The 19,107-nt window shown below is 49.1% G+C and carries 19 protein-coding genes; 9 read left to right on the forward strand and 10 right to left on the reverse strand.

What is annotated here, in order from left to right; translation table 11 throughout:
* The first annotated feature begins 710 nt into the window (after window positions 1-710).
* The gene (locus tag ACJJIV_RS05585) at window positions 711-1,712 is read left to right on the forward strand and encodes an AraC family transcriptional regulator ligand-binding domain-containing protein (protein WP_444891049.1); all 1,002 of its coding nucleotides are present in this window, start codon (window positions 711-713) and stop codon (window positions 1,710-1,712) included.
* Window positions 1,713-2,123: 411 nt separating this feature from the next.
* Here ACJJIV_RS05585 and ACJJIV_RS05590 read toward each other — a convergent pair whose 3' ends face one another.
* Together ACJJIV_RS05590 and ACJJIV_RS05595 are read right to left on the reverse strand one after the other, a co-directional pair.
* A complete protein-coding gene (locus ACJJIV_RS05590; protein WP_444891050.1) occupies window positions 2,124-2,963 on the reverse strand; it encodes a nucleoside deaminase in 840 nt (279 codons plus the stop codon).
* A 25-nt stretch (window positions 2,964-2,988) separates the two neighbouring features.
* The gene (locus ACJJIV_RS05595; RefSeq protein WP_444891051.1) at window positions 2,989-3,858 is read right to left on the reverse strand and encodes a LysR family transcriptional regulator; all 870 of its coding nucleotides are present in this window, start codon (window positions 3,856-3,858) and stop codon (window positions 2,989-2,991) included.
* 93 nt (window positions 3,859-3,951) lie between these two features.
* Here ACJJIV_RS05595 and ACJJIV_RS05600 point away from each other — a divergent pair, with 93 nt between their 5' ends.
* Window positions 3,952-4,455 carry a lactoylglutathione lyase family protein gene (locus tag ACJJIV_RS05600; RefSeq protein WP_252084890.1) on the forward strand — a complete coding sequence of 168 codons (504 nt, stop codon included), beginning with the start codon at window positions 3,952-3,954 and terminating at the stop codon, window positions 4,453-4,455.
* Between the two features lie 73 nt (window positions 4,456-4,528).
* On the opposite strand, the gene ACJJIV_RS05605 is transcribed toward ACJJIV_RS05600, so the two are convergent.
* Together ACJJIV_RS05605 and ACJJIV_RS05610 are read right to left on the reverse strand one after the other, a co-directional pair.
* Complete coding sequence (locus tag ACJJIV_RS05605) at window positions 4,529-5,173, reverse strand: SGNH/GDSL hydrolase family protein (RefSeq protein ID WP_444891052.1); 645 nt, start codon at window positions 5,171-5,173, stop codon at window positions 4,529-4,531.
* Between the two features lie 113 nt (window positions 5,174-5,286).
* Window positions 5,287-6,486: a multidrug effflux MFS transporter gene (locus tag ACJJIV_RS05610; RefSeq protein WP_444891053.1), complete on the reverse strand. Its 1,200-nt coding sequence runs from the start codon at window positions 6,484-6,486 to the stop codon at window positions 5,287-5,289.
* 534 nt (window positions 6,487-7,020) lie between these two features.
* Between ACJJIV_RS05610 and ACJJIV_RS05615 the strand changes: the two genes are divergently transcribed.
* The gene (locus tag ACJJIV_RS05615; RefSeq protein ID WP_444888256.1) at window positions 7,021-7,992 is read left to right on the forward strand and encodes a glycosyltransferase family 25 protein; all 972 of its coding nucleotides are present in this window, start codon (window positions 7,021-7,023) and stop codon (window positions 7,990-7,992) included.
* A gap of 176 nt (window positions 7,993-8,168) precedes the next feature.
* Here the strand turns inward: ACJJIV_RS05615 and ACJJIV_RS05620 are convergent, their stop codons facing one another.
* The 4 genes from ACJJIV_RS05620 to ACJJIV_RS05635 all read right to left on the reverse strand — a co-directional run bounded on the left by ACJJIV_RS05620 (window position 8,169) and on the right by ACJJIV_RS05635 (window position 11,556).
* Window positions 8,169-8,606, reverse strand: a complete 438-nt coding sequence (locus tag ACJJIV_RS05620) for a potassium channel family protein (protein ID WP_252084886.1) — start codon at window positions 8,604-8,606, stop codon at window positions 8,169-8,171.
* A complete protein-coding gene (tadA, locus tag ACJJIV_RS05625) occupies window positions 8,593-9,048 on the reverse strand; it encodes a tRNA adenosine(34) deaminase TadA (protein WP_444891054.1) in 456 nt (151 codons plus the stop codon). The genes ACJJIV_RS05620 and tadA overlap by 14 nt, the downstream gene beginning before the upstream one ends.
* Before the next feature lie 73 nt (window positions 9,049-9,121).
* Window positions 9,122-9,925, reverse strand: coding sequence for a putative RNA methyltransferase (locus tag ACJJIV_RS05630; protein WP_444885808.1), 804 nt, complete (start codon window positions 9,923-9,925; stop codon window positions 9,122-9,124).
* Window positions 9,922-11,556, reverse strand: coding sequence for a GMC family oxidoreductase (locus tag ACJJIV_RS05635; RefSeq protein ID WP_444891055.1), 1,635 nt, complete (start codon window positions 11,554-11,556; stop codon window positions 9,922-9,924). The genes ACJJIV_RS05630 and ACJJIV_RS05635 overlap by 4 nt, the downstream gene beginning before the upstream one ends.
* A gap of 83 nt (window positions 11,557-11,639) precedes the next feature.
* On the opposite strand from ACJJIV_RS05635, the gene ACJJIV_RS05640 reads away from it, so the two are divergent.
* The 3 genes from ACJJIV_RS05640 (at window position 11,640) to ACJJIV_RS05650 (ending at window position 13,801) form a co-directional block, all read left to right on the forward strand.
* Window positions 11,640-12,329 carry a class I SAM-dependent methyltransferase gene (locus ACJJIV_RS05640; RefSeq protein WP_444891056.1) on the forward strand — a complete coding sequence of 230 codons (690 nt, stop codon included), beginning with the start codon at window positions 11,640-11,642 and terminating at the stop codon, window positions 12,327-12,329.
* Window positions 12,330-12,738: 409 nt separating this feature from the next.
* The gene (locus ACJJIV_RS05645) at window positions 12,739-13,227 is read left to right on the forward strand and encodes a hypothetical protein (protein ID WP_444885811.1); all 489 of its coding nucleotides are present in this window, start codon (window positions 12,739-12,741) and stop codon (window positions 13,225-13,227) included.
* Between the two features lie 76 nt (window positions 13,228-13,303).
* The gene (locus ACJJIV_RS05650; protein WP_444888252.1) at window positions 13,304-13,801 is read left to right on the forward strand and encodes an RDD family protein; all 498 of its coding nucleotides are present in this window, start codon (window positions 13,304-13,306) and stop codon (window positions 13,799-13,801) included.
* Between the two features lie 27 nt (window positions 13,802-13,828).
* Here ACJJIV_RS05650 and lptG read toward each other — a convergent pair whose 3' ends face one another.
* Complete coding sequence (gene lptG, locus ACJJIV_RS05655; protein WP_444891057.1) at window positions 13,829-14,890, reverse strand: LPS export ABC transporter permease LptG; 1,062 nt, start codon at window positions 14,888-14,890, stop codon at window positions 13,829-13,831.
* On the reverse strand, window positions 14,883-16,013 hold the full coding sequence (gene lptF, locus ACJJIV_RS05660; RefSeq protein ID WP_444891058.1) for an LPS export ABC transporter permease LptF: 1,131 nt from the start codon (window positions 16,011-16,013) through the stop codon (window positions 14,883-14,885). Before lptF ends, lptG begins: the two co-directional genes overlap by 8 nt.
* A 187-nt stretch (window positions 16,014-16,200) precedes the next feature.
* Here lptF and ACJJIV_RS05665 point away from each other — a divergent pair, with 187 nt between their 5' ends.
* The 3 genes from ACJJIV_RS05665 to ACJJIV_RS05675 all read left to right on the forward strand — a co-directional run bounded on the left by ACJJIV_RS05665 (window position 16,201) and on the right by ACJJIV_RS05675 (window position 19,067).
* A complete protein-coding gene (locus tag ACJJIV_RS05665) occupies window positions 16,201-17,667 on the forward strand; it encodes a leucyl aminopeptidase (protein ID WP_444888249.1) in 1,467 nt (488 codons plus the stop codon).
* 89 nt (window positions 17,668-17,756) lie between these two features.
* Window positions 17,757-18,188 (forward strand): DNA polymerase III subunit chi, encoded by a 432-nt coding sequence (locus tag ACJJIV_RS05670; RefSeq protein WP_444891059.1) that lies wholly within the window; start codon window positions 17,757-17,759, stop codon window positions 18,186-18,188.
* A 15-nt stretch (window positions 18,189-18,203) separates the two neighbouring features.
* Complete coding sequence (locus tag ACJJIV_RS05675; RefSeq protein ID WP_444891060.1) at window positions 18,204-19,067, forward strand: hypothetical protein; 864 nt, start codon at window positions 18,204-18,206, stop codon at window positions 19,065-19,067.
* Window positions 19,068-19,107: the final 40 nt, after the last annotated feature.

Consider the following 19,107-nt stretch of genomic DNA (forward strand, 5'->3'; position numbering starts at 1 on the left):
CTAGTTCCACAGCTTATAGATTGGCGAAAAAAACTATTTTTTTTCATTTTTCTCAAACAAGAAGGTTTTGATCCACCTTCACTTTAATAGCATTAGAATTACTCTTATCAAATCCTTAAGCTAATCAACAAACCGAACAAAAGATTCTGAATAGAACCAACAGAACAATTAGCCCCAACAAGATAAAATAGTGAGAAATAAGATGAGTAATGCTAAGAAATTATTCGACGGAGCGGGAAATCTGGACAATGCTATACCTCACTCAAAATATACACCTGCGAGAAAGCTATCTGTTACGATAGAAGAGATTACTTAACCCGATAATTTATAGCTTCAGATCATATTAAAAGCTTTCGCGCGATATTACGATAGCGCTTTTATTTTCACTCCTGACATATATTAAACCATTTTTAATTTATATCTCCGCGGATTAGACAAATTGGAACACCAACTGTTTAGCAAGGATCAGTTAAAATCGGAAGCGTTACCGCCAGCGCAGTAAAAATTATACTTTGTAAGTACTGGAGGAATTTAATCTCACCAAATCCAAATCGCCAGTCAAAAAAACTGGTTCAAAATCACACTTTAAGTGTTAAACTAATACTATAATGGCGTTGCTTTATATATTGACTTAAGAAATTCACCCCAATAATTTATTTGTCATTTGGCGACCAACTTCATAGATTATTAGCAGTACAAAAAAAATCAGTATGACTACCAATAACCAGGAACTTTATGCTTCTGAGCCAACAGGGTTGGCAACTTCCACTTATCGTCACGTACTATACTGGCAACACCTGGGGTTTCCAAAAGATAAGTTAAAGAATATATATGGTGATCATTACTCTGAGTTTCAAAACCTACAACATCGTGTACCAGTAAGGCTGACTGGACAAGCACTTCAAGAGGTATCCGACTACTTCAGTGATAACACCATAGCGTTTCGTACTGGTCTAGATGTGTCAATTTCCAGCATTCAAGCATTTGCTCATGTCTTAATGGCTTGCCCTACTGTCAGGCATCTTGTTAGCCTCGGCACGCAATTCCAACAACTGGGCACACAAGGCTATCAAGGGTTATTCAGTGAGGGGAATGAACGCTCCAGTTTTGATATTTTAATTCCTAGCTTTTCGCCTCTCACTACACAACAAGTTGAATTGAATATTGGAGTCATTTTTAAGCTAATTTCAGATATTGTTGTCGATTATGAAAGCTGTCATCCGGTTATTCACTTTGCTCATCATAATTCCGAATTAATGAATAATGCCTCCTCCTTAATTAATATTCCCATTGAATTTGGACATCAAAAAAATTGTATTAGCTTTGATAACTCCATTCTTGATAAACAACTATGTAGCCCAGGAAAATCCTCTCTTGACTTTAATAAGCTCACTGCAAAGAAGCAGCTCCAGAAGATGAAATCAGATGAATCATTACCCAATCGATGTAAAGATATTATCAAAGATTATTTATCAGTGGGTGCAGCCAACCTGGATTTCTTGGCAGACATACTGCAAATTAATAAGCGTTCCTTACAGATTCGTCTAAATGCACAAAATACATCTTTTAGACGTTTATTGGATTTAGCCCGGAGAGAAAAACTGAACTCACTAGATATCCAGTCCATGGACAAGTTACAAGTCGCAAAAGAATTAGGGTTCTCAACAATTATAGCGTACGAAGAATCCTACAAACGCTGGAAAAATATTTGAGCAAGCCTGTCAAATAAAAAATAAATAAAAGAGAAAATCAACACACCACCAACCAAAATCATCTTATTTAAACTCTAACTGTTAATTCTACAGTCCACGAAAATACTTCTAGCGAGCATATAGATGTCACTCGATCTATATTGCTCGCCCCCAGAAATTCAACTATCTATTCTTCAACAACTCCTATGGAACCTTTCAGATCATGCTTTCACAACTGAAATTTTAAGAGTGGACCTAGGACCAATCTTCTATTTTTGAAACTCTGGAGAACGTCAGTATCTTCATAAGTCGAATCAAACACAATTAAGCCATCTAGAAGCAACAAAAATCAGGAATTTTTAAACCACTAATGATTGTCATCAATAAAGCAAATCAATCGCCCCATAATCTAAAGGCTCACATTTAACAATATTAGTGCCGATGTATCTCCCCCACTAAACACCGATCTATATCTCCTGGAGCACTTTCTAATTGCTTCAATTGCTTTTGGCTCTCCAGCAGAAGATTATAGTTAGCCTGATATTTAGGCTTAAAACCCATAAGCCGCTGGTGAGCAGCACGATAAATATTCTTCGCTTCAGCACTCATCAGAAAATCTGTAATCGTGCTACTAAACAACAAGCGATGACTGTAAAACGCCCCTTCAAGCTGGGCCCTCTGAAGTAAACTAGATGGCTCTGAAGAAATATTTCTAGCTCGATAATTTGCAGGAATATCTATTTTACAAACATTTTCCACATGCGGTTTCGACTCAAATTTATATCTACAATCAGACTTAAAACTCTGCTTCAGCCTTTCTATATTCTTCCCAAAATCCGGATCTGATTGGCCATATATAACTCTAGAGACCTCAAGAAAAATCATCATACCTCCACACATCATACAGGGCTCCAGAGTGCTGTAGATCGTAGTATCATTCAGGTAATTAGTATCTTTCCCTCTACATTTACTGCCGATACATTGCTGCATTAATCGCACTTCCGCATGTTGGGTTTTATCTCGACACAAACCAACTGCATTGCGCTGTACGCCTATAATTTTTTCCTGCGCATTGTCATACAGGACTGCCGCAATATTGTAGCCGCGCTTCTGTTTTTCTTTTGGCTCCACCCAATCAAGGTAAGCTACCGAGTAAGCAAGCAGCATGAGTATCTCGTCTTTCTCCTGCTGAACAACTGAGCTGGGCGGCAACTCAGCCTGAGCACCCATAGCAATAATCCAAAAATATAACCAGCAAATAAAAAGCAACATAAAATGTCCGAAGTATTCTAACGGTTTAAAGCCACTCCCTAGCTAAAGCAACCACAGTTTTTACCCGCGCCGGTAACGCCTTGTGGCGACGTGTAATTAGAAATAAAGTCTCAGTGATGGAGTTCGCCAAGCGATGAGGCTTAATTTGCGTAAAATTATGAAAGGCATTGACTGCATGAGCGGGTAATACCGTAAAACCCAAGCCCATACTGACCGGTTCCAAGATCAGGCCAATTTGGTTACAAAATCCCTTGAGTTTAAACATATCTACGTGCTGGAATTCTGAGAAATTTGCCCCCAGTAACAAGCCCGCTTGATGAGCACCATCTGGGTGACCGATATAACCCAACTCTAGCAACACCCTCCAACTCAACTTCTTGACTGACGAAGGGGTCACAAGCAGTAATTCTTCACTGCCTACAGGCTGACTCGCTATCTCCGCCATTGTTGACGGATTAGTTACAAACCCAATGTCTGCCTTATAACCAAGTATGGATTCTTCCACAGCCTGATTTGGAGCAAAACGATAGTCTATGGTCAGTTTCGGGTATTCTCTTTGCAGGTCCAGTAATTTTGGATAGAGCTTTAGACCCACACTACCTGGGGATTGAATACTCACTTGTCCCTCATAAGCTGGATCTTCGCCAAGTCGTTGACCCAGTGTAGAGAGGGATTCGACGATATCTTGAGCCTCTAGGTATAGCTTTTCGCCTGCCTCGGTCAGGGTGAATTGTTTCCCCTGCCGATGGATCAGCGCCAACCCAAGGAAGTCTTCCAGGCGGCGTAAGTGTTGACTAACGCCAGATTGGGTCATATGCAGGTGCTGCGCCGTTTTGGTAAAGCCACCCTGCTCCACCAAAGTACAGAAACTACGCAGCCACACAGGATTAATCATTACAAAAGTTACTCAAAAAAATCACAAATCATAATTATACGTAATGATCTGGGCACAGTAACTTATACGAAAGTAATTGTTGGAGAGTGACTAATGAAGAGTGTTTATCCGAGAAACTTTTCTCATATCGGTATTTCAGTGCCAGACTTGGAAGCTGCCGTTAAGTTCTACACAGAGGTCATGGGCTGGTACCTGATTATGCCACCAACGGAAATCAGTGAAGATCACAGCGCCATTGGTGAGATGTGTACCGATGTCTTTGGAGCCAAGTGGGGTAGTTTCCGCATCGCTCACCTTTCCACCGGCGATCGTATCGGTGTGGAGCTATTCCAGTTTCCCAACCAGGAAAACCCCAAGGATAATTTCGAATACTGGAAAACCGGCGTATTCCACTTCTGTGTTCAGGACCCGAACCTGGAAGAACTGGCAGAGAAAATTGTCGCAGCTGGTGGTAAAAAGCGTATGCCAAAACCCAGATATTACTATCCAGGAGAAAAGCCATATCGCATGATTTATATGGAAGATCCGTTTGGCAATATTCTGGAAATATACAGCCACAGTTACGAACTGATTTATAGTAGCGGTGCCTACAACTGATTCTACAGTGAACCGGCACCGGTACTTCCGGTGCCATAATCAGCATTTGGTTGATCCCTGGCAGTTTGTATTTCTAGTGCAGGACTTTATTGTCTGAGAGGAAATCAGCAATCACCTTACCTAGAACCGAGTGTTGATTCTCGTCTAAATGAATACCATCCCGTTCACTGACTTTGACCCACCTATTTGCATCCAGAAATAAGGTACCCAGATCGTTAGAGACTTTTTCCAGCTCCTGCGGGAAACCTTCACAGCGTTTTTTCGCACCAGTAAATTTATAGCCAATAATGCCGCAAGGATTGTTGATCGTTAGGGGAGCAACAATTAGAACCTTAGGTACTAGCATACCCGGCTCGATAGGTGCACTGCGAATTACGGAGACTAGCTTAGCCACCCCCTGGGCAGACATACTGGCTTTATTATCGTGAGTATCCTGGAAATCATTGGTGCCCAACATTAGGATTACACAATGCAATGGGGAGTGCATTTCAATCACCTGTGCCAATCCCTCAACACCCCGCCGGCCCTCACGAAATGGATCGTCCCAAACGGTCTTGCGACCATTCAGGCAATTTTCAATCACTCGTACATTATGTTTATTTTCGTTTAAGTGGAACTCCATAACTCCAGGCCAACGCTGGGCAAATGTCATGCGCTGTCGGGTATCCGGAATGATGCCCCAGGAAACACTATCGGAATAAACCAGAATATTATCCATCTTGCCGACCTCCTTCCTTATATTTGGGGAACTCACTTACAAAGAGATTCCCGAACTTTATGGACAAAGGGGCCAACTCCTTAGGAAATTTAAGCCCAAGCTAAATTTAAACTCTAGTATGGCACCGCCAATTGCGCTATTCCCCGCAAAGTTAGACGTGAAATAATCAACGAACTGACACCACAAACAGCAATAGCTGCCGTTAACGGCAAAGGCGTGCCATCAAAAACCAGACTGGTTAAAACAATAGCCAATGCTCCGAGCAACATTTGTAAAGCGCCACCCAGGGCTGCGGCAGTACCAGCAATGGGGCCATGTTCTTCAAGAGATAACACCATGGAAGTGGGAATAACCAGCCCAAGGAATATATTACAGGTCAACAACATTGCCACCAGTAATAAAAATTGATCATAACCCCAAAACACAACCATACACATTACCAGAGAGCTGATGGCAAAACCTGCAGTAGCCCACTTCACCACCGCCACTGAACCAAAACGGGATCCCAGGTTTGCAGCAAACTGACTAGAGATAAAGAAACCCAGCGCATTTAAGGCAAAAGCAAGGCTGAACTCCGTTGGTGTCAGTCCATAAAAATCGGTGTACAGGAAAGAGGCCGTGGCAAGGAAAGAAAAAAAGCTGGCGATACCCAAACCACCGATGCTAGTCAGACCCACATACACAGGGTCACGCAGTAATGTCGAGAAAGCGCCAAGCATGGCATTTAAACGAAATGGTACACGGTGATGATGATGTAAGGTCTCCGGCAAGCTGGTTACTGCCAGCAATAAGCTGGCCAGGGTCAGCAGAGCAATCAGTAAAAATACACTGCGCCACCCAAAAGGGACTATCAAGGTACTGCCTATCAGCGGGGCGAGCATCGGCGATATAGAAATCACCAACATCACCGTAGTCATTAAGCGAGTGGCCTGGGTACCTGTGTAATAATCTCGAATCACTGCCCTGGGGATCGACATCACCGAAGCGGCACCAACGCCCTGTAAAAACCTTAAAGCGATCAGCGCCTCTATAGAGGGCGCCAGAGCACAACCGATAGAAGCCAGGGTAAAAAGAACCAATCCAAAATACAGCGGTGGCTTTCTACCAAACATGTCCGAAGCGGGGCCATAAAATAGTTGGCATACCCCAAAAGCAACAAAGTAAGATATCAGGGTGTACTGAGCAGCCTCTATAGGGGCTCCCAAATCCTGGGCGATATCCGGTAGGGCCGGCAGATACATATCAATAGCAACAGGCCCAACACAGCTCAATAACCCCAGAATGAGTGCCATCTTAATAAAATTCAACTTCATAGAATGTCCAATAAATCAGGCTCGGAAATACAAAAAAATCGAAATGTCGCTATCAGGAAATAACCTGATGCTTCCAGAGTAAATTCTCTTATTTCATTCAAGCTAGCGCTCTTGCAGTACAGAATACCTGCCTAGGTATAAGAAATGCGAACACAAACGTTTACAGCCCAAAAGTCGGCTCAACCCCGCAATCTTTTTACTCCCCAATTCCCACAGTTATTCAGTGGCAACTAAAAGCTCTATCGCCCAGAAGTACTGACCATTTCCTAAAAGCCTATACCGACTGGATAGTCGGACATTAAGATTAGCCAAGGCAAAATTTTGGATGGCGATGACCTAGGAGGATAGCGTTCAAGACGCTGGGGGTTAGGTAAAAATAGATGAAATTATGCATTCACTCCCCTACTGAGCCTGTTGAACTGCCTTTTTAGCCCTCTGATGATGGGGTAGAAATATGTTCGAATCCTATATCTCACTAGCCAGACTGCAGTTTACTATCGGTGGTTTTATCCGTTCACAGAGAAATCAGAAATTGTGGCACTAGAAAAACGCCGCAGGAATCACTCTGTACCCAGTTGGTCATTAGCGGCTGCAAAAGCCGAACGTTTGCCCCTGCGCTCTCGCCACCGCTTTGCCCCACAAATTCCTTTGCGCACTCGGCCGGCACTCAACCGGCGGCAGCAAAAAACCCCTTTGTTTATTGCCCACACGCCCTGCTGGGTAATCACAATGTATCCAGAGGGCGAAACTGTAAATCGGTTACTGGGAACCCTGAAATCTCAGCGCCTTCGTGCCAGCCAAGTCGCTGGCGTTGAAGGGCGCAATGGTATACCCAAGCTTGAGGACGATGAGGTTCTCTGTAACGCCATCACGCGTTGGCGTCACTTGTGTGAGCTGAAAAGTTCTGAGATTGGTTGTTATCTGGCTCACCTTCGCGCTATTCGTCAGGCTTATCAGGCTGGTCTACAAAGGGTATGTATCCTTGAGGATGACGTTCAAGTGGAAGGTGACTTTGCCAGAGTATTGGCGGAGCTGGAGCGATTGCCCCCAGAAGTGGAAATGATCCGTTTGATGGGCCTGAAAGTACGCAAGCGCAAGATCATCCGATCCCTCAATGATGGTGTGCACAAGCTAGTTCGCCCAGAGCGGGGCTGGTGCGGGGCCCAGGGTTATTTGATCAATCGCTGTGGAATGGAAAAGGTTCTGAGGTATGCCAGGCGGATTTTCGAGCCTATCGATAAGGTCTTTGATCACTTTTGGCAGTTTGATCTGAAGCTTTATGGTATCGAGCCCCATCTACTATGGGAAACCGAACACATTTCCAGTATCGAAAAATCTAACGTCCACAAGGCCAAGGTGGCCCGTTGGCTGTATTGGCTACACCCTTTTGGCAAGCTGTGGCGCAGTATTGAAAGACATAGCTACCTATATCGTTTTAAAGGCGATTTTTACCCAGCAGAGAAACCAAAGAAACGCCCAGGGCGCACTGCCCGAATGAAACTCTAATTCAAGAGATAACCAGGGCGCCTCTGAATAATTCCGTGATGCCTCTGGGTTTCAGAGCCGTTCTCTATCAAAAAGTGGCTTTGCACAAATATCTAAGACCTTTCAAGAGAGCACAACGCATAGTGTGAACACTCCACAAGGCCCGCATAGATCTTATGGAATTATTCAGTGGCTCCCTAGATATCCCAATAGCGCTGCATTTTTAAAAACATGAAAGAGGCCGTCCAGGTAATCATGACCAACCCCGTTAAAGCCTCTAAGCCAGCAGTGAAGCGTAGATGCCCCAAAGGCTCAATATCGCCAAAGCCAAGGGAGGTATAAGTGGTAAATGAGAAATACGCACAATCAAGTAGGCTGCCGTTGAAATTACCTTCTAGTGTGCCGAAGTAAGGCGAATTCACCATAAAGTAATAGCCATAGGCGAAGAGCCAGATTTCCGCTACGTGAGCCAAAAGGGCACCAAACACCCCCAGCACTATGGCAAAGTTGTGCCGCACCGGTAGCCAGCGCCCCAGGTGCACCAAAGCATTGAGGACTTCATGATGAATCAGCACCACAATAGCAACAATGATGCTGTTCACCGCAAAGGCAAAAGCCAATTCAGCGTCGATCATGGAAAAACTCGCGCACCAGCCTCCCGGCCTCTTCAGCCATCACACCAGACTCCACAGAAATTTTGTGATTGAAGAAACCGGCTTCACCAAGCTTCAGCTGGCTTTCAACCACACCGGCACGTGGCTCTTTGGCACCAAAAACCAAACGACCAACACGCGCATGCATCAGGGTTCCAAAACACATGGTGCAGGGCTCGATAGTGACGTAAAGCGTGGTATTTGGCAGGCGGTAGTTTTGCTCTGCCTCCGCCGCGTGACGCAATGCGACAACTTCCGCATGAGCGCTGGGGTCACAGTTGCCAATAGGGCGATTACTGCCCTCGCCAATGATTTTACCTTCCCGCACCAATACGGCCCCAACCGGTACTTCTCCCCGCTCTGCGGCAAGCTCGGCTAATTCCAGGGCTCTGCGCATAAACGCATAGTCTTTAGGTGTCGCCATAACTCTTTCTTAGACCTCTACTACACGGAGTACCAGCACATACACAAAGTATTTCGCTGTCATTTCTACTAGATTATTTTCTCTTGATGAAACGACGAACAATAAAATCCGCCTCGAGAACCAGGCTTTCCTGCCCTTCCAGCTCCGCGCGAGCCTCTCGATTGCCCTTCCAGGCAAAAGGCGTCATCGCGAGAAAATCCGCAATCGCTTCGTGCCCGCGCAATTCAAAAGGAAAACAGCAGCGTAAATCAACCTCGGGATACAGCCCCTCAATCAATTTTGGGGCTGGGTGTTTACGAGGCTCCCGGTAGAGGTGTCCCTTCAAACTCCACAAGTGATCCGGACCGGGAGAAACATCCAGCAAATGCCCCCCCTCCTTTATTACCCTAAGCATCTCAGTATCCGGTGCAGGCGCAAAAATACGTAAGAGGTGATCCACGCTATTTGAAGCCACTGGCAGGTTGGTATTGCTGGATACAACAAACTGAGCACCACTGTCGGCTTTAGCCGCCATACGGACGCCTGACTTGGAAATATCTACCCCGGCCAACGCATGGCCGTGCCATCCGGCAGACTCCAACTGGCGTAAATAGTAACCTTCGCCACAACCGATATCCAAAAGCCGGCGCCCAGACTGGTAGGGCAGCAGCGCGGTAATCGTGTCCACTAGTGGGCGATAATAGCCCGCCTTGAGAAAGCGGCGACGGGCATGCAGCATTTCTGTGGAATCTCCCGGGTCCTTGCGCCGCTTGCGATAGACGGGTAACAAATTAACGTAACCCTCCCGCGCGCGATCAAAACTGTGCCGGTTACTGCAGTGCCAGGTATCTTTACCCAGCGTCAATGGCGTTGCGCAGAGGGGACATTGCCAAATCATTCAACTTCCTGAACTTGTGTATTCTTCATCATTGAGGGAGGGGTGCGCTGTAAAATAAGATCCGCTGCCTTCTCCGCAATTGCGATCACCGGTGCATTGGTATTACCGCTGACCAGGGCCGGCATTATGGAGGCGTCCACAACCCTCAGTCCATCTACTCCATGTACTTTTAACTCCGCATCGACTACTGCGAGATCATCATTGCCCATCTTACAAGTGCCCACCGGGTGATAAATTGTCTCGGCATGCTGACGAATATAGTGTTTGATGGAAGCCTTGCTGCTGAGCTTATGCTCCGGCAGCCAGAGGCGCTTCTGGTAGCGTTGTAAATCTTCCTGGTGAATGATGTCCCGAGCCATTTCGAATGACTCCAGCATCACCTGCATATCTTCGGGCTCGCTAAGATAATTGGGTTGGATACTCGGCAGGGCCTTGGGATCCTCTGTATTGAGAGTTATTTCACCACGGCTTTTGGGGCGCAATGCACATGCATGTAAGGTGTAGCCATACCCCGACTGTTTATTGAAACCGTGTTCAAAGGATGGCACTGCCGTGAAGTGGAATTGTATGTCCGGGCGGCCGTTGGCCAAGGTTGAACTCGCGAATCCCCCCGCTTCGGCAACATTACTGGTCAATGGGCCCCGATTCAGGAAGAACCATTCAGGCGCACGCATGGCGTGCTTCACTCTCGCCCACAAGTCATTCGAAAAAGTGATTGGGTCTGAGGTCTCCACCACCTGAGAGATATCGAGGTGGTCCTGAAGGTTTTTACCCACCCCTGGCAGGTGGTTCTGCGGCAGAATATCAAACTTACGCAGCTCCTCTTGTGGGCCAATGCCTGAGAGCAATAGCAAGTGCGGGGTCTGTATTGCGCCTGCGCAGAGCAATACCTCCTTATTGGCCAATATTTTTTTACCATTGAGCAATTCCACCCCCACAGCCCTGTCACCTCTCAATATCAGCCGAGCGACTGGACTACGCGTGAGTACTCGTAAATTGGGACGCTTTTTTATCGGATGTAAATAGGCTGCAGCAGCAGAGCACCGCCGACCTCTGCGCTGTGTTACCTGGTAAAAGCCCACTCCATTCTGCTGGCTGCCATTAAAATCACTGTTTGCCCGGTGTCCAGCAGACTGAGCTGCGCGCAGGAAAGCCTGCCCAGACTCAGTTTTCCACTTCAGATCACTTACCGTGAGCGGTCCATAGCCACTATGGTGCGCATCACTGCCACGCTCATTGCCCTCCGAGAGAAGAAAGTAAGGCAATAAACTACGCCATCCCCAGCCTGCATTACCTGCGGCTTCCCAGGCATCATAGTCTTCACTTTGACCACGGATATAAACCATCGCATTAATCGCGCTACTGCCACCGAGGGTACGGCCTCTCGGCCAGAACAATCGACGCTTGTTCAGGCTTTGCTGTGGTTCCGTGTAATGGTGGAGGTTATAGTCTGTGCCTGACATCAACATCCCGATACCCAGGGGCATGGATATCAATGGACTGCGATCCGGAGGCCCTGCCTCGAGCAGGCAAACACGATGCTGCTCATCAGCACTCAGCCGGTTGGCCAATACACAGCCGGCAGAGCCGGCACCTACGATCACATAATCAAACACCATTTGAGTGGACATGGGACCTCAGCACCTTTGCAGCTGGATTTTCCTCGACGGTACACTCAACCTCGTCAAAATTACAGAGATGAAGGAACGCAAAGATGAGGGATTGCGAATTTAGTGACAATAAAGTCCTACGCAGCTGGCACAATAATGCCGGCGAGTGGGTGAAGGTGGTGGATCGGGGGGCAATACCCAGCCGCAGGCTGATCACCGACCAGGCAATTTTTGAGGCTGTCCTTGCGCATAATCCCTCCAGCGTGCTGGATATTGGCTGTGGTGAAGGATGGCTATCCCGCCGCCTAGCGGCAGAGGGCATGGATGTCTGGGGGATTGATGGCGTGGACGAGTTAATTAATGAAGCCAAGCGCCGAGGGCAAGAACGGCAACAATTCCGTACTGTTTGTTATGAAGAGCTAGATCCGCAGGCATTTGAGCGTAAATTTGATTTGATTGTATGCAACTTCTCTCTGATTGGGGAGGAAGCCACCAATGCCATTTTTCACAGGGCTTGCTCCCTGCTCAACCCACAAGGGTATCTACTCCTCCAAACTTTACATCCCCTACTCTCCTGTGGCGATGAAAAGTACCTGGATGGATGGCGACCGGGTTCCTGGCAAGGTATAGACGGTGATTTTCAGGAGGCAGCGCCCTGGTATTTCCGTACGCTATCAAGCTGGACCCAATTATTCATCGAACATGGATTGATGCTCACCACCCTGCAAGAACCCCTCAACCCAACCACCGGAAAACCTGCCTCATTAATCCTGGCAGGACAAGTTTGCCCTTAACCCCTGAAGCAGTTACTGGCGCCAGTTTTTGAATGCCCGGTTATCAGCGTAGTCGCTTTCAGCGACACTTTCGCGCTCAAGTCTACTGAAACCCCACAAGCTCCCCTCAAATACGGCGCTCAAAGCAAGACCGTTTTTTCATCAACCATGGCGCACCAATATCAAAAAAATAATAAAAAAACATTGGCGCTCTCCTGATCACAGCTACGACTGCTTGGACAAAAATGGAAAAGGGTCCAATCCATGCGGCTTTCAGGGATGTTTCCGACAATTTGCGACTGTCCAGTAAGTGAAGTAGCAGAAGCCGCCTATTTTCTATGGGAAAACGCTTCGAGGTGGGTATCCCATAATAAATTCAACGACCGCTTGCGGCCTTCCGAAATGAGATGCAACACCTGGGGTAGATAGAATGGCACTCTGCAGTTTCAGAATCAGACCGGGCAAATCCTTACCCAAAACAGTTGGATTACTGCTTTTTCCCACCTGTTGTATCTGCTCTGCGGACGAACTTTTTATCCCCGATTCACAACAAGCCCTAAATATACAATCCGTGAACCTGTTTTTCTCCGACAGTGCCTTCGCCATGGACAATGCTGCACTATTCCAAGCCGCAGATTATCTTCGCAGTAATTCCATGAATAGTACGCAACGACGCCTCAACTACCAGTGGCTACAAATGCATACCTACCCCAGTGAGTTTCGACCAACCACTGGCGGTAAGGCACTATTCAAAATTGTTAAGATTGGTTTAGATACCTACAAGCAGCGCAACAAGAGCACGGTGCAGAAAAGTCTTCTGCGTTACACCACCAACCGGGGCAAGATAGGCAACTCGGTAGATTATGGCATCAACCTTTCTGACGACAAATTCAAGATTTCTTTCGAGTACGAATTTTAGACCTGGCAGACGACTTGCCCTTGCCCTCCCCTAGTTTTGTTAGAATCTCCGCCAATCGATTTTGGCGGAGATAGCCGTGAGCAGCTCAAGTACCCCTTCTTCATTTCCCGAACTTCCAATCGCCAGCGTCGGCCGGCGCTTGGCGGCCCTGATGTACGACCTGCTAATCCTGATGGGACTAATGATGGTGTACGGCTTTATCGCCCTGCCAGTGGCCTCGGTATTTGGTGGGTTAAGCTGTCAGCCAGAAGCTATGGATTACAGCCCTTGTGTCGGCGGACCAATTTATCAACTGGGCGCTCTAGCGGTAATCGCCGGCTACTTCTTCTGGTCCTGGCGGGTAGCCGGACAAACTGTGGGAATGCGCGCGTGGCGCTTGATCGTGGCGAATCCAGATGGCGTACAGCTTACTTGGCGCCAATGTATCCTGCGAGCCATTGTCGCCCCTCTCTCTATCGCCTGCCTGGGCCTCGGCTACTTTTCCGCCTGGGCCCGCTCCGACAAGGCTACTTGGCACGACTTGATTTCAGAGTCTCAAGTGCGCCTTTTACCCAAAAAGAAGAAAAAAGGGTAACTGCCAACAAATTAAGCTCAAGGGGCCCTATCGGGCCCGCTTGAGTAATAGCCAGCCCGCACCAAAACAAAGAAGAACCGGTAGCAGTACAGCCAGCAGTGGTGGAAAACCAAAAACCAGTGAAGAGGGGCCGAGTATCCCCTGCACAGTTTGGAAGATGATCCCCACCATAATCCCGGTAAAAACTCTCAACCCGGTGGTTACTTCACGCAGTGGGCCAAAGATGAAAGAAATTGCCACCATAACCAAACTGGCAATGGTCAGTGGTTGCAGTATTTTCTTCCAAAACTCCAGCCAGTAGCGCCCGGAATCTTCACCCTTACGATCCAGGTAAGTACCGTAATCCCAGAGGTTACGCGGGGAAAGGTCTGAGGGCAGCGGCACGATCAGGGCAAACAACTCCGGTGAGACCTCCGCTTTCCATACACTGGTTGGCAGGTCTTTACTCTGCGTATCTTCCCCCAGGAACTGGGTGCTGCGACTGTTCTTAAGTAGCCACTGCTCATTCTGAAACTGCCCCCGTTCAGAGAACTCCACCCATTGCAGCTCCCGGTTATCCGCAAAGTGATAACGGGTTACGCCATAGAGTTCACCATCTGGCAGGGCAGCATTAAAGTGCACAAATTCGCCACTGTCTTTTAACCACATACCACTTTCGAGGCCACTCGCTTCAAGCTCACCCAGGGCGCGTGCTTTGTTGTTCTCGGCGATTACATTGGTCTTAGGAATCACAAACTCCGCCAGGGCCAAACCGATAAAAATCAACAGAATGATTGGTTTCATTACCGCCCAGGCAATACGGCCGATAGAGACACCAGCCGCACGCATAACGGTCAGTTCACTGGTGCCTGCCAGTGTTCCCAGCCCCACCATACATCCCACGAGGGCGGAAAAGCCCAACTGCTCGTAGATACGCCCTGGCAATCTCCACAGGACATATTGTATTGCCTGGCTAAAGCCGTAATCGCGCTTGAAGTCCCCCAATTGGTCGACAATGGCGGAAATAATATCCAGGCCGAGAATAATCAGCAGCACCACGAAAACCGCTAGGGCAATGGTACGACCAATATACATATCCAGCTTATACATCGGCCGACTCCTTAACACCTTCCGGCAATAGTCTGGGTTTAGGACGCCAATTCCTCGCCGCCAGAAGCAATAACCCAATTAGTAGGAAGGGCGGGTGTACCAACCAGATCACCGCGGGGTTGGCAAACTTACCATCCTCAACAGCCCCGCGAACCCCCTGGAGGATTAGCAGATAAATAAGATACAAAAGTATCGCGGGGAACATCTTGATAAAGCGTCCCTGGCGCGGGTTGGTGCGCGATAGCGGTACTGCCAGCACCGCAACCACCAGCACCAGCACCGGCAAACTCAGCCGCCAGTAGAGGTAGGCTGTCTCCCTGGGATTATCACTGCCAATCAGCTGCGTAGTGGGAGCAGACTCAATCTGGTCGCGCCAACGGCTGCGCAGTCGTGGCGCCTCCATCAACACTTCATAGCTGGAGAACTCCATCTGCCGGTATTCCCGCTGTCCTGGTACTCCCTCATAACGGTAGCCATCGCGCAGTACCAGGTAACGCAGCCCTGTCTCGGGGTCGATTTGCTGGACCCCTTCCTTGGCGCGAGTAACCACCTGACGATTCGCCTCAGTCTCAGCTTCAGTGGCCCTCAACTCGGCGAGGAACACTCCCAGCATGGTGGACTTATCCTCACTCAGGGCCTCTGCGTAATACACTGCCTGGCCACCACTGGTGGAAATAAATTTCTTCGGTATCAGGTGATCAAACTCATTGCGGGATTTTTCCGCGTTGAGCATCAGGTTGGAACGCTCGGCACCAGCGGGGGTCAGGTACAAACTCATTGATGCCACAAACAAAGCCACTGCCAGAGCCGGTGCCAGGGTGTAAAACAGCAAACGCCATTCACTGAAACCACAGGCGTGCAGCACTGTCATTTCGCTCTCTATATAGAGGCGCCCATAAGCCAAAAGAATCCCGACGAATAATCCCAGTGGCAATATCAATTCCAGGAATCCCGGTAAGCGGTAGGCCATTAAGGAGAAAAGGATATTAGCCGAAAGATCCCCTGCGGCGGCTTCCGCAAGGTATTTCACAAATCGGCCACTCATCACCATTAATAGCAAAACTGCGCTGACCGCCAGCGTGGCAAACAGCAGCTCGCGGCAGAGATAGCGGAAAATAATCACAGGGCGAACGAATTCCTTGGTGACAGCGGTGTGATGAATTGGACTTCAGTCGAACAAGTTGCCCACTAGGTACAGCAATCCATAGACGAGCAGGTTAAACTTGTGCGACGCATTATCACTAAAAATTCTTGCTATGTCTCGGTTCAGAGCTATGCAATCTATTGTCAGATTTTAAGGAAAGCGAAAAATGCAGTTCTCCGCAAAGGTCTCGGATATCTCCAAACAGCGCGCAGCCTGTTCCGTTATTTCAGCTGATGCTAAAAATGGCTTAAGCCCCAGCGGTAAAAACCTCGATCAACTCGCAAAAGGAACCATTGGCAAAATTCTCAAGCGTGGTGACCTGGGCGTAAAACCCGGCAGCACCCAGTTAATCGACCTGCTGGACGGACCCAGTGAGCGAGTGCTGGTCGTTCGCACCGGCAAGGGAGACATCAGCCAGGCAGAGTTCCGCAAACTGGCCAGCGCCAGTGCCGCAGTGGTGAAAAAGTTCAAAGACGCTACCAGCTACCTGTGCGAGCTCGAAGTAAAAGGGGCTGATAAAACCTGGCAAGCCCAGCAGATTGCGCTGGCCACAGGTCTGGCCACCTACCGCTTCACCCAGTGCCTCACTGATGCCAAACCCTACCCTCTCACTAAATTCACCCTGCATGCCATTGATCGCAAGCAGCTAAAAACCATCCAAAAAGGGATGGAGATTGGTGCCGGCCAAGCACTGGGAAGCAATGTAGCACGGGAACTGGGTGATCTGCCTGGCAATATCTGTACACCCAACTATCTGGCAGCTCAGGCCCGCACACTGGCCAAAAAACACACAAAGCTCTCCACAACTGTGCTCGACGAGAAAAAAATGAAGGCGCTTGGTATGGGCGCACTCCTCAGCGTAGCAAAAGGCAGTGACCAGCCCCCCGCCCTGATCGCCATGAACTACAAGGGTGGCAAAACCAGCGAAAAACCCATTGTGCTGGTGGGCAAAGGCATTACCTTCGATAGCGGTGGTATCAGCATCAAGCCCGGTCAGGCTATGGATGAAATGAAATACGATATGGGCGGTGCGGCCAGTGTTTTCGGTGTGATGAACGCCCTGGTGGAGCTGCAGCCATCTATCAATGTGGTGGGCCTGGTCGCCGCCGCAGAAAATATGCCCAGCGGCCGCGCCAGCAAGCCCGGTGATATCGTCACCTCCATGTCCGGAAAGACTATTGAGATTCTGAACACCGACGCCGAAGGCCGCCTGGTACTTTGCGACGCACTCACCTATGCCAGCAAGTACAAGCCCCGCGCGGTCATCGATATCGCCACTCTCACCGGTGCCTGTGTAATCGCTCTCGGCCACCACGCCACTGGCCTCTATGCCAATAACGAAGAACTCGCCCAAGACCTGCTCAAGGCCGGCGAAACCAGTGGCGACCGCGCCTGGCAAATGCCTCTTTGGGATGAGTACCAGCCCGCCCTGGACTCCAACTTTGCCGATATGCAAAACATCGGCGGCCGCGATGCCGGCTCTGTAACCGCCGCCTGTTTCTTGTCCCGCTTTGCCGAAGAGTACACTTGGGCACATATGGACATCGCCGGTAGCGCGTGGAAATCCGGTGCCGCCAAAGGGGCCACCGGACGTCCGGTACCGCTTCTGGTGGAATACCTGCTGGGAAAATAACTGGCAAAAGCGCACAATAGCCGCCCCCGAGCGGCAGCCGTAACGGCCCCTCGCGGGCCGTTGTCGTCTCTGTACAAATAAAAGCCAGCATGACCCGTATCGACTTTTACATCCTCTCCTCCGATCAGCCCCAGCAAGCGGATATCTTCGCCTGTCGCCTGGCGGAAAAGGCCTATCGCAACGGTCTGCGGGTTCTGCTTGCCGTGGATAACCAGGAACGTGCCGAGCAACTCAACCAACTGTTGTGGACCTTCCGTGAAGACAGTTTCCTGCCCCATGCCAACCAAGTGAATGGCGAGCAGGCAGCCATCGAAATCAACTGCGGTGAAGATCCGCAGGCACACCACGGCCTACTGATCAACCTGTGCAGCAAAGTCCCCAACTGGTTCAGCCGCTTCGAACGTCTCGCCGAGATCGTCGTTCAAGAAGCCAATGCCCTGCAACGCTCACGATCGCGATTTGGTCACTTCCGCGATCGCGGATATCCGTTACAATCCCATAAGATCAACCAGAGCATGTAATCACTAACTACCGCCATGTCCGGTCGAAAGAACAAGCACAAGCAGCGCGGACAACCACGCAAACCTTCCAGCGAGCTGCTCGATGAGCTGAACTCACTGCACGACCTACTCAACAGTGACGATCTCGATGAAATCCCACTGCTCAACCAGGTAGCGGGCCAAGCAACGGGGAAGGATGAGCCAAAAACCCTAACCGCTGCGCCTCCTACAGAGCCGCCATTGTTATCCACCGAGCCAGAAGCCCCGCCCCCTTCCCCAATGGATGACGCCTTAGAAGAGGAACTGCTTCAGCAGGAGGACCTGCCCATATTGTTTTCCCCAATCGAGGAGACACTGGGCGAAGAACATAAAGTGCAGTTGGCCGAATCAGATCTAGCCCTATTGCGCCCCTTACAAAACCTGCCCGGCAAAACAACCGCAGAACCCCAAATGCAGGCTTCCCAGGAAGCGTCAGCCCATGGCGATAATGACCAGCCTGGCAATAACGCTCAATCGAATAGTGAGGGGACTGACATTGATCGTACAACCGCAACGGATACCGCTGCGGAGGCTCCCGTACCGGCACCCGACAACCCCTTCTTGCCAGCCCATATTCGCTCGCGGCTTACCGGGGGGCGTATTCCATCCCATGAAAGGCAGCCCCAAAACAAACCCGAGGCCATAGAAACCGCCAGCGCGGGTACCCGTACCCAGGCATTGGTAATGGCCCAGGCGATTGCAGAAAAGGAGGGGCCAGTAGAAAAATTGGAGCCCTCAGAGAAAGAGCGCCAGCGCAACGATTTGATTGAAGAATTGGTAGCCCAACAGCTTCCCCAACTGGAAAAACAGCTGCGTGCCCAGATAGAAAAAGTGGTCGACGAGCTAGAGATCTGGGACTGAGTGCGATTTAGCCCCAAAGCTGCCTTTTGCCCACCCTACC

It is taken from the genome of Microbulbifer mixtoriginis (SeqCode), from assembly GCF_052466765.1.

Bases quoted from the DNA above. Each gene is read 5' to 3' on its own strand.
- ACJJIV_RS05590 (WP_444891050.1), bottom strand. From the start codon at position 2,963: ATGTTGCTTTTTATTTGCTGGTTATATTTTTGGATTATTGCTATGGGT.
- lptG (WP_444891057.1), bottom strand. From the start codon at position 14,890: ATGTATAAGCTGGATATGTATATTGGTCGTACCATTGCCCTAGCGGTT.
- ACJJIV_RS05675 (WP_444891060.1), top strand. From the start codon at position 18,204: ATGTCCGGTCGAAAGAACAAGCACAAGCAGCGCGGACAACCACGCAAA.
- ACJJIV_RS05585 (WP_444891049.1), top strand. From the start codon at position 711: ATGACTACCAATAACCAGGAACTTTATGCTTCTGAGCCAACAGGGTTG.
- ACJJIV_RS05640 (WP_444891056.1), top strand. From the start codon at position 11,640: ATGAGGGATTGCGAATTTAGTGACAATAAAGTCCTACGCAGCTGGCAC.
- ACJJIV_RS05665 (WP_444888249.1), top strand. From the start codon at position 16,201: ATGCAGTTCTCCGCAAAGGTCTCGGATATCTCCAAACAGCGCGCAGCC.
- ACJJIV_RS05595 (WP_444891051.1), bottom strand. From the start codon at position 3,858: ATGATTAATCCTGTGTGGCTGCGTAGTTTCTGTACTTTGGTGGAGCAG.
- ACJJIV_RS05630 (WP_444885808.1), bottom strand. From the start codon at position 9,925: ATGATTTGGCAATGTCCCCTCTGCGCAACGCCATTGACGCTGGGTAAA.
- ACJJIV_RS05605 (WP_444891052.1), bottom strand. From the start codon at position 5,173: ATGGATAATATTCTGGTTTATTCCGATAGTGTTTCCTGGGGCATCATT.
- ACJJIV_RS05610 (WP_444891053.1), bottom strand. From the start codon at position 6,486: ATGAAGTTGAATTTTATTAAGATGGCACTCATTCTGGGGTTATTGAGC.
- tadA (WP_444891054.1), bottom strand. From the start codon at position 9,048: ATGGCGACACCTAAAGACTATGCGTTTATGCGCAGAGCCCTGGAATTA.
- ACJJIV_RS05600 (WP_252084890.1), top strand. From the start codon at position 3,952: ATGAAGAGTGTTTATCCGAGAAACTTTTCTCATATCGGTATTTCAGTG.
- ACJJIV_RS05635 (WP_444891055.1), bottom strand. From the start codon at position 11,556: ATGTCCACTCAAATGGTGTTTGATTATGTGATCGTAGGTGCCGGCTCT.
- ACJJIV_RS05670 (WP_444891059.1), top strand. From the start codon at position 17,757: ATGACCCGTATCGACTTTTACATCCTCTCCTCCGATCAGCCCCAGCAA.
- ACJJIV_RS05620 (WP_252084886.1), bottom strand. From the start codon at position 8,606: ATGATCGACGCTGAATTGGCTTTTGCCTTTGCGGTGAACAGCATCATT.
- ACJJIV_RS05645 (WP_444885811.1), top strand. From the start codon at position 12,739: ATGGCACTCTGCAGTTTCAGAATCAGACCGGGCAAATCCTTACCCAAA.